This window comes from Streptomyces tricolor (assembly GCF_002155905.1).
In the GTDB taxonomy this organism is placed as follows: domain Bacteria; phylum Actinomycetota; class Actinomycetes; order Streptomycetales; family Streptomycetaceae; genus Streptomyces; species Streptomyces tricolor.
In genome coordinates this window covers 1-11,201 of sequence record NZ_MUMF01000598.1, presented here as the reverse complement: position 1 = coordinate 11,201, position 11,201 = coordinate 1, and the positions used below count along the sequence as shown (strand labels likewise).

Below are 11,201 nucleotides of genomic sequence, written 5' to 3'. Positions count from 1 at the left end.
GCCCACGCGCGCTCGCTGGTGGTGTACCGGGCCACGGACCCGGTGTCGGCCGAGGTCTGGGACCTGCGCCGGAGCAAGCGCGTGCGCTCGGTGCGGAGCCGGGAAAGCACCGGCGGGACCAGCTTCGACTCCCTCGGGGTGAAGCCGGCGCTCAGCTCGGACGGGGACCGGCTGGCGACCCCCGAGGGAGTGGTCGGCGACCTTGGGGCAGGCGGACGGCTGGAGCACCGCCTCCTCGCCGACGACATGAACACGGCTGTGGCCTTCAGCCCCGACGGCAGGTACTTCGCCGCGGGCGACCTCATGGGCCGCGTCACCCTCTGGGACGGCACCCTGCGCAGGCGCCTCGGTGTGCTCGACGGCCAGGCGTCCGACTCCGAGGCCGACCTGGTGGGCACGGTGTCGGCGCTGGCCTTCTCCCGCGACGGCGGCACCCTGGCGGTCGGCGGGGACGCCGGCACCGTCCAGCTCTGGGACGTGGCCTCCTCGCGGCTGCTCGGATCCACGCTGCCGGCCTCGGGGGACCAGTCCCTGGCACTGGCCTTCGGCCAGGACGAGGACACCCTGTACGCCGCCGGCGTCAACGTCCCCGTCACCAGGTACGACCTGTCTCCCGAGCACCTGTCCGCCACGGTCTGCCGACGCACCGGCTCGGGCCTCTCCCCCGCCGACTGGAGGACTTATATCCCGGGCATCCCCTACCGCGGCACCTGCTGACCCCTGCCGCACCCGACCTCGCCCGCCGACGCACAACCAGAGCCCGGTTCCGCCGGCGGCGGGGCCTGTCGGCGCGTCCGATCCGGGGAGCCGGCGCGCTCTCAGCCGACGTGGCGGATCCGGAAGCGGTCGGGTGCCGCCGGGTCCCGGTCGACGACGTGGACGGGCGGCCCAGCCCACTGCCACACACTGATGCCTGGTGTGCGGGTGAACCGGATCTGCCCGCGGGTGCCGTCGACCGCGACGTCCGGCCAGGACGCGGCCGTGCGGGCTCGGTCCGTGCCGTGCGTGCGCCGCAGCACGTCGGCGAGGACGGTGATCGTGTCGTAGCCCTCGAAGGCGACGAAGGAGGGCGCCTCGGCCAGTTGTTCGCGCAGGGCCGTCTCGACCCGGATTCCCAGGGGGCCGAGGCGCTCGGGCAGGTAGCGCAGGAACGGGACCCCGGCACCGTCGTCGCCCAGCAGCGTCGCCCATGCGGCGAACTCCGGTTGCCCGGCCGGAGCACCGAGCATGATCCCGGCGAGACGCTGGTCGCGGCGGACGGTCCGCACGATCGACACCGCCGGCTCCGGATGGCCGACCAGCAGCAGGAGTGCGGTCGCGCGGTGGTCGGCGAGTGCGTCGCACACGGCGGTAGGAGTGAGCGCGCGCATGTCGAGTTCGAGGACGGTGCCGCCGCGCGGCGCGAGGTGTTCGCGCAGGACGCGGGTCCCGGACGCCCAGTAGACGCTCGCGTCGGCGGCCACGGCGATGCGGCTGTGGCCCGCACCGAGGAGGAAGTCCGCGTAGACCCGCCAGCCGCGGGACTGCGGCGGCGGGAGGCGCGCGACCCACTCCGTCGGCTGGTCGGTGAGCGCGTCGAGGACCGCCGACGAGCAGAGGAACGGTACGCCGAGGGCGTCGGCCCTGGTGGCGGCGGCGCGAGCGACGACGCTGTGGTACTCCCCCGCCACGGCGGCCACGCCCAGGCGCGCGCATTCGTCCACGGCCGCCGCGGCTCTCTGCGGGTCGGCCGCGGTGTCGCGGACCACCAGTTCGAGTGGTCTGCCGCCGATCCCGCCGGATTCGTTGACGTCGCGAGCGGCCAGTTCCAGCCCGGCGAGCAGGTGCCGGCCCGCCTCGGCCCAGCCCGGTCGCGTGAGCGGAGCGAGAGCACCGACCCGGACCGACGGACCGTCGGTCCGCTCCGGCCCCCGTGCCGTTGGCGGCGCGTTCATGTGTCGGCGTCTCCCGTCTGACGATGCGGTCTCGATCCGTCCGGTAACGTACATCTCTTCGGGCGCCGTAGGGGCCTGGAGTCCAAAAGGTGAATGCCGATGCCGCTTGGCGAACTGCCCGTCGTGTGGAGCCTGCCCCGTGAAGACGCCCGGGCCGGATGGCGGGCCTTGTGCTGGAGCGTCGGACCGGGCAGCGAACTCGCGGTGTTGCTGGTCCAGGAGCGGCACCTGCGCCGTTCCCCGTATGTCAAGGGGTGGGTCGGATGGAGCGTGGCGGCTCCGTGCGACGGCGTACTGGTCGTGGTCTCGGGCGGGGTCGAACACCGCACCCCCGTCACCGGCATAGCCCCGTGGACCGGTCATCTGGCCCTGCTTCCGCGGTCACGGTTCCTGCTGGTGTCGGGCCGGACACGGCGGGGCCGGGACGGGGCGTGGGAGCGGAACGCGGTGGTGCACTCCCCCGATGGGAGCCCGGTCGGTCACTTCTGTATCGGCGACGACATCGACTACGTCATCACCGACCGCGACGGCGGTATCTGGACCGCGTACGGTGACGAGGGCATCTACGGAGGCCACCCGGAGTCCGGTGCCGGCCTGGCCCGCTGGGACAGCGACGGTTCCCCCGTCTGGAGCCCTCAGGGACGGCTCCCCGTCTGGCCGCTCGGCGGAAGCGCGGGTGCCACCGAGGGGGCCATGGCCTGGCTCGCCTGGTTCAGCCACAAGGGTGCCTTCGTGTCCCGAGTCGATCCCGCCACCGGCGACATCACCAGCTTTCCCAACCCCTTGAGGGACACCGACGGTATCGCCGTCCGCGGCACCCGGATGCTCCTCACCCACGGGTTCCACAACCGTCCCGGCGTCGAGCTGAGCCGCGCGGAACTGGTCGACGGTGCCTGGGTGATCACCGCCCAGGAGAAGCTGCGCCTACCGGGGCCGGTCGTCATGCACTGCGCCCAGGGCCGCGACGGTGTCCTCTGGCTCCGAGCCGGGGACACCTGGGTACGGATCGAAGTCTGAGCCTCCCGAGTGTCGTACCGGGCAGCGCGGCTCGGTGACGCGCGAGCCGGCTGATCCCGCACGTCAGCTCCGGCCCGGGTACGGGCAGGTGGTCGTGGCCTGTTCCGGTCTCGTGTCCGGGTGCGGCGAGTCGTCGGGACGCAGGGGGCGGCCCTCGGTGTCGTGGTGGGCGAAGTATGTGGCGGCGGGTCTGGTGCGGCGGGCGGCCAGCACCATCCAGGTGCCGAGGAGGAGTTGCAGCAGACTGCGTCCGACGTCCTCGGCCCGGTCGCGGGCGGTCAGTGCCGTGCGCAGGACGCGTCGCACGGGCACCGGCAGCGGGCGGTCGCGCGGTACGAGCAGACAAGGGGCCCGGTGCGGGATGGAACGGGTGTGGCTGACGGGGGAGTCGAGCTCGTACCGGGCCAGCACCTCACGGGTCGCGGCGCGCATGACGACCGGTGCGAGGCGCCAGGCGGGGCAGGGCCGGTTGGTCGCGACGCCGAAGGGGATGTGATGGGCGTTCTTCGCGGAGAGCGCCGCCCAGCGCTCGGGATCGAAGCGTTCGGGGTCGGCGTACCCGGTGGCGTGGTAGTCGGGATAGCTGAAGGTCAGCACGGTGCCCGCCGGGATGGTGGGCAGACCGTCGAGGGAGATGTCCGCGGTGGTGATGCGATGGGCCACCCCGAACAGAGGGTAGAGGCGGAACGTCTCGTTCATGACGTACGTCAGGTAGCGGTCGTCGTCGGGTGCGGCCGCCACCCGTTGCTGTGTCCGAGGGTGCTGGGCCAGGGCCAGCAGGAGGTGGGCCATCGCTTCCGACATCTGGACGACGGCGGTGTTGAAGAAGGTGCCCTGGAGGTACAGCGCCTGCTGACGGCGGGTCAGGCCCGCGGGCAGCACGTGCGGCAGGTCACCGGCGGCCAGCCGGCGCAGCAGATAGCGGGTGAGCCGGTGCCTGCGGCGCATGTGGCGCAGCCGGGTGCACTTGAGGGCGTTGACGACGTCCTCGGCGTTGGCGACGATCAGCCGCCGGGCCTCGGCCGGGCAAGGCTCCTCGAAGACCAGTTCGTAGAAGAACCCGGCCCACACCGGCATCATCAGATCCCGCAGCCGCACCGAGCGCACGCGACCCGTGGCGGTCGCATCCAGGGCCTGCCGGGTGTGCCGTGCCGCGGCGGCGTACAGCTGAGCCGACGGGCGGGAGAGGACGGCGGCCGTCCGCCGGGCGACCTCCTCGTAGCGGGGGCCGGCCTCCAGGTGCTCCTGGTGGACGTCGGCGCCGGGCGCGAGCCAGTACCAGAACAGGTCCGACAGCGCCGCGCCCTTGCTGCGGCCACCGGCGGCCGGATGGCCGTACACCTCCCGGAAACGGTCCGGGCCGAAGGTGGCGTTCGGGAGGAACATGCCCTCGTCTCCGTTGACCCGGGCGAAGACCTTCGTGCGGAGCGCCACGACCCGGGCGGGCAGCCAGGCCGGGGAGGACAGCAGCAGCGCGCCGCCCGCGGCCAGCGCCGCCGCCGTGGTCCTGCTCACCATGCGCGTTCTCCCCTTCCGGGTCCTCCGGGCCGGTACGGAAGGCCGCGCAGGACCACCTGGTCGGCCGTGAGGTCCTCGGGCCGGCGCCCGCCGCAGAGGGTGAGCACATGGGCGAAGTCCTCGCGCAGTGCGGTCAGCACCTCCCGCACGCCGTCCTCGCCTCCCGTGGCCAGCGCCCACAGCACGGGCCGGCCCACCCCGACGGCCCGCGCGCCGAGAGCGAGGGCCAGCGCGATGTCGGTGCCGCGGCGCACCCCGCCGTCCATGAGGACCGGCACCCGTCCGGCGACGGCCTCGATGACGGTCGGCAATGCCTCGACCGAGGCCGGAGCGGCGTCGAGTTGCCGCCCCCCGTGATTGGACACGAGCAGCGCGTCCACGCCCTGCTCGACGGCCGTCCGCGCGTCCTCCGGATGCAGGACGCCCTTGAGGACGACGGGCAGATCGGTCAGCTCGCGCAGCCGTGCCAGGTCGTCCCAGCCGGCGGGCCACATGGCGATGTCACGCGTGCTGCCGGGCGCGGCACCGGGCAGGTCCCGCATGTTCTCGGCCGCGAGACCGGGCGGCAGATCGTGGAAGCCGTTGCGCAGGTCCCGGGTGCGCCTGCCGAAAACGGGAGAGTCCACGGTGACGACGAGGGCGCGGCAGCCCGCCCGTTCGGCCCGGCGCACCAGCTCCGCGGTGACCTCGTGCTCCGGCTGCGGATACAGCTGGAACCAGACCAGGGCCTCGGAGTCCGCCTCGCGGGCCGCGGCGACGACGTCCGCCACGGCGGTGGTGGCGGCCATCGACGTCACCAGCGGGATGCCGGTCGCGGCGGCGGCGCGCGCGGTGGCCAGTTCGCCGTCGGGGTGGGCGAGACGGTGGAAGGCCGTGGGGGACACGAAGAGCGGCGCCTGCCACTCCCGGCCCAGCACGCTCACCCGGGTGCCGAGGTCGGCGCCGCCGCGCAGTACCCGGGGAAGCAGGGCCAGCCGGCCGAAAGCCCTCTCGTTCTCTCTGAGCGCCGTCTCCTCTCCCGCGCCGCCCGCGAAGAAGTCGTAGTGCTCGGGGCGGAGTTTCCGGCGAGCCGACGCGGCGGGACCGGGCGCGGACGCGGCGGCCCCGCGTTCCGGCCCGGCCGAACCGGCCGGCCCACGGGACCCTTCGGCGGGCCCGTCAGCCTCGCGGAGCCCATCCGACTCGTCAGGCCCACCGGACGGGTCGGGCCCACTCGACTCGGCCATCGCAGCCACCTCGAACGGCCCACCGGACTCCACCACCGCGGCCACCTCGAACGGCCCACCGGACTCCGCCATCGCGGCCGTCTCAACCGGCTGGGCCGGACCGCGTCGCAGGCCGGCCCCCGGCTCGCTCATGTGCGGGGCGCGGCGAGTTCCCCGCCGGCCGGGAGGTCGTCACCGGTGGACAGCCGGGACGCGAGGAAGGAGCGCAGTGGGCCGATGTGGACGTCGGGCTTGTCCCACTCGTTCTCCAGGTTCTCGGTGGTGTGGTGCTCGGCGACCGGCTTGCCGGTGCCGTCGGGCAGGAACTGCCGGACCACGGGGTGCAGATAGCGTGCGTCGAGGCCGCTGGTGTCCCGCTGCGGTGTCCTGCTGACGGTGATGTCGAAGGGGTCGACCTGGTCGTGGTCCGCGCCGTACTCCAGGGTGACGGTGAAGTAGGAGGACAGGTTCCCGAACTCGCCGCGGGCGGCGGACGCGTGCAGGTGCGCCACCGGGACCTCCTCGCAGTAGCGCACGTCACCGTCGGTGCCGACCAGCACCGCGTCGCCGAGGAAACCGAACAGCTGCCACAGGGCCGAGGTGCGGTTGACCCGCCCGATGACCGCGTCGGTCACGGCGCCCGCGGCTGCGGGCAGGACGGTGTGCGGCCACGCCTGGTCGTGGTAACGGCGCTCGATCATGCGGTGCAGGGCCTTCACGCCGTACCGGAAGCCATGGATGAAACCGCTGGTCGACTTCTTGAAGTCCAGGGACTGGGTGATGGTGCCCGCGAAATACAGATCGGGCACGTTCACGGATTCCCAGGCATCGGTGAGCTGCGGAAAACGGTCCTTGATGACGAGGTCGGGGCGGCAGTCGTCGGCGAAGATGGAGGCGTCGAAACGGAATCCGGTGGCCAGGATGACCCGGTCGTACGGGATGTCCTTCACGACTTCTTCGACGCGCGCGAATCTCACGCTCACGACATAGGTGCCATCGGGATTCCGCGCGATGCGCAGAATGTCGCCGTCCAGTACGGCGTTCTGTGACTTCAGCTGGTAGGTGTCCAGGAAGTTGTTGTTCACCGCCCGGAGATGTCCGACGAAGTGTGTCCGCCAGGCGAGTTTCAGCGAGCCGGGTCCGGCGACGTGGATGACGGCGGCGGTCTCGATGAGATTGTCGGCGGTCTCGAACGCGGAATTGCCGCGCCCGATGATCAGTACCCTCTTGTCGGTGAATTCGGCCGGGTCGACGGAGACCTCGCAGTAGTGTTCGGCCTCCTCGGCGCCCTCGATGGGTGGCACGTACGGCCGTGAGACACCGGTGGCGACGATGATCCGCCGGGCTCGGACAACGTTGCCATGCTGGTCGGAAGCCGAGAACAGGCCGCCGCCGGGCCGCGTGACGCCGGTGACCCGGGTGTTGAAACGGATGCGCAGCTCGTGTTCCCGGGCGAAGTCCGCCAGGTAGCGGACCATGACGTCGGCCGGCGGGAAATAGCGCGGGGAGTAGGCGGTGAAGAGCGGACCCTCGTCCGAGAGCAGGGAGTTCCAGTCGACGCGCAGGCGCAGTTCCGGATCGTTCCAGCCGGTGTGCACCTTGTTGGACGAGATCAGCGTCCGGTGTCTGGGGAAACGGGTGAAGAAAGCGCCCGGAGCGTCGCTCTCCTCCACGATGAGGTAATCTCTGCCGCTTTTTTCGAGGAAGTAGCCGGCCTGCAGACCGGCGGGGCCGCCGCCGATGACGAGATAGTCAACCTGCCCTAAAAGAGACATGGGCTGTCCTGCCTTCCGTGGGGGCGACCAAGACGATACTTGACCGTTAAAGAATGAAGCCACCCCGCAACCGAGTGACGTAGATCACACACATCTCGGGAGGGAGCATTCTCCTTGCCGGTTAACGTGAGGACGCGCACCTGCACAGCGATTGTTTCCGGCCAGAATTGATCAGAGTGGAGACAAGGTGGCCGAAAAGCCCGGGGAAATCTTTCCGCAAGCGCTCGTCGACGCGTTCCGCGCCGCTCCCGATGTGCCCGCCTTCGAGTTCGAGGGACGCACGGTCACCCGGGGAGAGGTGCTCGCCCTGATCGCCGGGTTCGTGCGGCACCTGCGGGGCGCGGGTCTGACCGCAGGAGCCCGCGTGGTCCTCGACACCGGTGTCACGCCGGAGGCGTTCGCCGTCCGCGTCGCCGCCCATGTCATCGGCTGCCAGGTGGTCGGACTGCGCCCGGGGCTGACCCGCGAGCACCTGCGGGACATCCTCGCCCGCGACATCGACACCGTGGTGACGGACGACGCCGCGAGCCGGACCGCACCGGCCGCCGCGGCAGCAGGCATCCCGCTGCTGCGGGCCGACGGCACACCACGGCCCCCGGCGCCCGTCACGCCCGCCCCCGACGACCTCACCGCGCGGGGCGACCGCAACGGCATCGGCGTCGTCCACCTCACCAGCGGGAGCACCGGCCGGCCCAAGGGCACGATGGTGACCTACGGCGCCCTGTCGCAGGGCTGGGCCCTGCAACCCGCCCGCTGGACCGACCGCACCCGGCGCCTCGCGGCGCGGTACGAACGCTTCCTGCTCTTCGGCACGCTCACCAGCGCCGTCATGTTCGAGCACCTGGGGCTGGCGCTGCTGGGCGGGGGCACCGCCGTCATACCGGACCAGCCCCTGCGCTTCCCCGAGGTGTTCGCCGAGCGGCGCGTCACCGCCTGCCTGACGACGGTGCCGCGCCTGTACGGCATCCTCGACGCCGTACGCGAGGGGGCCGTGGACACGAGCAGCCTGCGCGCCCTCGTCGTGGCCGGCTCCCCCCTCGCTCCGCACCGGCTGGCCGAGGCGGCCGAGTTGCTCGGACCGGTGGTCCACCACGCCTACGGCCAGACCGAGACGGGCATGCTCACCGTGCTCGAACCCGAGGAACTCGCCGCCGATCCCGGGCTCGTCGACTCCGTCGGACGCCCGCTCGACACCGTCGAGCTGACCGTGCGCGACGAGGACGGACGGGACCTCCCCGCGGACCGGACGGGCGAGGTGTGGGTCCGGCTCGCGGACGCGTTCTGCGGCTACTGGGAGGACCCACAGGAGACCGCGGAGGTCCTGCGGGACGGCTGGGTCCGCACCCGGGACCTCGGCCGGGTCGACGCGCGGGGGTATCTGCGGCTGACCGGGCGCACGCGCGACATCGTCATCGTCGACGCGATCATCCACTACGCGGGCCCCATCGAGCGCGTTCTGGCCTCCCACCCCGACGTCGACCAGGCGTACGTCGTCGGAGTACCGGACGAACGGACCGGCGAGGCGATCCACGCCTTCGTCGTCCCGCAGCCCGGAGCCACGCCGGACGCGGGCGCGCTGCGCAGCCTGGTGGCCCGGGAACTCGGCGAGGCCGCCGTCCCGGCGGGCATCGTCGGCCTCACCGAGGTCCCCGTGGCACCGAGCGGCAAGCCGGACAAGGCCGCCCTGCGCGCCCTGCTGACACCCCGTTGAGGGATCAGGCACCGCCGCTCGCCCACCGGCGGGCAGGACCGGGCGCCGCCCGCTCGCACGTCCCGGGGAGGGCGTCTCGGGGCCCCGACTACGAGCGGGCAGACCGCTGCGTGCCGGCCGAGGAGCCGACGCCTTGCGCCGCTCCGGGCGCCGTCGCGGCGCCCCTAGGCTGGTGCGCATGACCTCAGTGGAGGAGGAAGGCCCGCGCGCACTGCTCTCCGGGGCTTCGCGGCGATGGGTGCGGCTGCTGCCGTGGGCCGTGGCGTTCGTGCTGTGCGTCGCCCTGCTGCCCACGACCATGGTGGTCCTCACCGCCGACTACGGCCTGACCGGAGGCGTCGCCGGCGGGCTGGCCGTCGCGCAGGCCGCGCCGCTGCTGCTCGCCGTCGTACGGCCGCTGCAGGCCTGGTTCGTGGTCTTCGTCGCGGACGTCGCCGGGGCGCTCGCCCTGCTCACCGTCGACTTCCAGGAGCGGCTGCTGTGGCCGTTCCCGCCCGTGGAGATCGTCGGGTACACCGGCCTCTGCCTCGCCCTGGGGCTGCGCGGGCGGCGCCGGACGCTGCTGCTGGTGTGGCTGGCCACGGCCACCGCGAACGTGGCCCTGGGGTTCGTCGCGCCCCACGGCTTCGGCGCCACGGGCCTGCTGTGCACCATCCTCGGGGGCGTCGCGCTCCTGCTGGGCGGTGCGCTGCGCGAGCGGTCCGAGGCGCGGCGCAGGCTGGCCGAGCAGGAGGCGATCAGCGAGGCCGAACGTGGCCGGCGGACGCGGCTGGAGGAGCGCGCCCGGATCGCCCGCGAGCTGCACGACGTGGTGGCACACCACATGTCCGTCATCACGGTGCAGGCGGACACCGCGGAGTACCGCCTCGACGGGCTGCGGCCGGACGTGCGGCAGGAGTTCACGTCCATCGCGGCGACCGCGCGCGAGTCGCTCGGCGAGATGCGACGGCTCCTCGGCGTCCTGCGCAGCGAGGAGGCGCCCGGCGAGCTCGTGCCCCAGCCGGGCCTGGCGCAGATCGGGCAGCTGGTGGAGGCCACGGCGAGGGCCCGCGGACCGGTGGAGTTCACCCCCTGCGACGTCGAGGTGCCCGAGGCGGTCGGCCTGTCCGCGTACCGGATCGTCCAGGAGGCCCTGTCGAATGTCGTGCGGCACGCGCCGGGTGCCCGCACGCAGGTGTCGCTGTCGGTGACGGAGTCCGATCCCCGGGGCGGCGCGCGGCTCACCGTCCTGGTCGTCAACGGACCGGCGCCGGTGCCGTCCGCCGCCCCGCTCGAGGTGGGCGGCACCGGGCACGGCCTCGTCGGCATGCGCGAGCGGGTGCGGCTCGTCGGTGGCAGCCTCGACACCGGGCCGCTGCCGGACGGCGGTTTCCGGGTCGCCGCCCGACTTCCCCTGAACTCCCCCGACTGAAAAGGACTTCACGTGACGACCCGCGTCATCATCGTCGACGACCAGGCCATGGTGCGGGCCGGTTTCGCCGCCCTGCTGGCCGCCCAGAGCGACATCGACGTGGTGGGCGAGGCCCCCGACGGCGCGCAGGGCGTCGAGCTGAGCCGGCGTACCCACCCCGATGTCGTGCTGATGGATGTGCGGATGCCCGGGATGGACGGGCTGGAGGCCGCACGCCGTCTCCTGGAGCCGGCACCCGGTGTGACACACCGGCCGCGGGTCCTGATGCTCACCACCTTCGACGTCGACGACTACGTCTACGAGGCGCTCCGGGCGGGCGCGAGCGGCTTCCTGCTCAAGGACGCGCCGCCGGCCGACCTCATCGCGGCGGTCCGCGTCGTGGCCTCGGGCGACGCGCTGCTCGCCCCTTCCGTGACGCGCCGCCTCATCGCGGACTTCGCCAGGCAGCGTCCCGCCGCCCGGGGCAAGCCCGCGCTGCGGCTCAAGGACCTGACGGAACGCGAGACCGAGGTCCTCACGCTGGTGGCCCGCGGGCAGTCGAACGGGGAGATCGCGCAGACGCTGGTGCTGGCCGAGCAGACGGTGAAGACGCACGTCAGCCGTGTCCTGACCAAGCTCGGCCTGCGCGAC

Annotated in this window: 9 protein-coding genes; 5 read left to right on the top strand and 4 right to left on the bottom strand. The window is 72.8% G+C overall.

Annotation, left to right across the window (positions count from 1 at the left end; all coding sequences use genetic code 11):
* The coding region (locus CCN44_RS34770; protein WP_143650181.1) for a WD40 repeat domain-containing protein at positions 1-717 on the top strand (717 nt) is incomplete at its 5' end.
* Between the two features lie 101 nt (positions 718-818).
* On the opposite strand, the gene CCN44_RS34765 is transcribed toward CCN44_RS34770, so the two are convergent.
* Positions 819-1,934 carry an ABC transporter substrate-binding protein gene (locus tag CCN44_RS34765; RefSeq protein WP_059255727.1) on the bottom strand — a complete coding sequence of 372 codons (1,116 nt, stop codon included), beginning with the start codon at positions 1,932-1,934 and terminating at the stop codon, positions 819-821.
* A 99-nt stretch (positions 1,935-2,033) separates the two neighbouring features.
* On the opposite strand from CCN44_RS34765, the gene CCN44_RS46790 reads away from it, so the two are divergent.
* The gene (locus CCN44_RS46790) at positions 2,034-2,951 is read left to right on the top strand and encodes a hypothetical protein (RefSeq protein ID WP_237482363.1); all 918 of its coding nucleotides are present in this window, start codon (positions 2,034-2,036) and stop codon (positions 2,949-2,951) included.
* Between the two features lie 63 nt (positions 2,952-3,014).
* On the opposite strand, the gene CCN44_RS34755 is transcribed toward CCN44_RS46790, so the two are convergent.
* The 3 genes from CCN44_RS34755 to CCN44_RS34745 form a co-directional block, all read right to left on the bottom strand.
* On the bottom strand, positions 3,015-4,469 hold the full coding sequence (locus CCN44_RS34755; RefSeq protein WP_086702446.1) for a cytochrome P450: 1,455 nt from the start codon (positions 4,467-4,469) through the stop codon (positions 3,015-3,017).
* Positions 4,463-5,695: an alpha-hydroxy acid oxidase gene (locus CCN44_RS34750; RefSeq protein WP_086702455.1), complete on the bottom strand. Its 1,233-nt coding sequence runs from the start codon at positions 5,693-5,695 to the stop codon at positions 4,463-4,465. The genes CCN44_RS34755 and CCN44_RS34750 overlap by 7 nt, the downstream gene beginning before the upstream one ends.
* A gap of 128 nt (positions 5,696-5,823) precedes the next feature.
* On the bottom strand, positions 5,824-7,449 hold the full coding sequence (locus CCN44_RS34745; protein WP_086702444.1) for an NAD(P)-binding domain-containing protein: 1,626 nt from the start codon (positions 7,447-7,449) through the stop codon (positions 5,824-5,826).
* Between the two features lie 187 nt (positions 7,450-7,636).
* Here CCN44_RS34745 and CCN44_RS34740 point away from each other — a divergent pair, with 187 nt between their 5' ends.
* The 3 genes from CCN44_RS34740 to CCN44_RS34730 form a co-directional block, all read left to right on the top strand.
* Positions 7,637-9,160, top strand: coding sequence for a class I adenylate-forming enzyme family protein (locus tag CCN44_RS34740; protein WP_237482361.1), 1,524 nt, complete (start codon positions 7,637-7,639; stop codon positions 9,158-9,160).
* A 178-nt stretch (positions 9,161-9,338) separates the two neighbouring features.
* Positions 9,339-10,571, top strand: coding sequence for a sensor histidine kinase (locus tag CCN44_RS34735; RefSeq protein WP_189396930.1), 1,233 nt, complete (start codon positions 9,339-9,341; stop codon positions 10,569-10,571).
* Positions 10,572-10,583: 12 nt separating this feature from the next.
* A partial coding sequence (locus CCN44_RS34730) for a response regulator (RefSeq protein WP_086702438.1) occupies positions 10,584-11,201 on the top strand: 618 nt, incomplete at its 3' end.

Excerpts from the sequence above, each read along its gene's own strand:
- CCN44_RS34765 (WP_059255727.1), bottom strand. The coding sequence starts at position 1,934 with ATGAACGCGCCGCCAACGGCACGGGGGCCGGAGCGGACCGACGGTCCG.
- CCN44_RS46790 (WP_237482363.1), top strand. The coding sequence starts at position 2,034 with ATGCCGCTTGGCGAACTGCCCGTCGTGTGGAGCCTGCCCCGTGAAGAC.
- CCN44_RS34755 (WP_086702446.1), bottom strand. The coding sequence starts at position 4,469 with ATGGTGAGCAGGACCACGGCGGCGGCGCTGGCCGCGGGCGGCGCGCTG.
- CCN44_RS34750 (WP_086702455.1), bottom strand. The coding sequence starts at position 5,695 with ATGGCCGAGTCGAGTGGGCCCGACCCGTCCGGTGGGCCTGACGAGTCG.
- CCN44_RS34745 (WP_086702444.1), bottom strand. The coding sequence starts at position 7,449 with ATGTCTCTTTTAGGGCAGGTTGACTATCTCGTCATCGGCGGCGGCCCC.
- CCN44_RS34735 (WP_189396930.1), top strand. The coding sequence starts at position 9,339 with ATGACCTCAGTGGAGGAGGAAGGCCCGCGCGCACTGCTCTCCGGGGCT.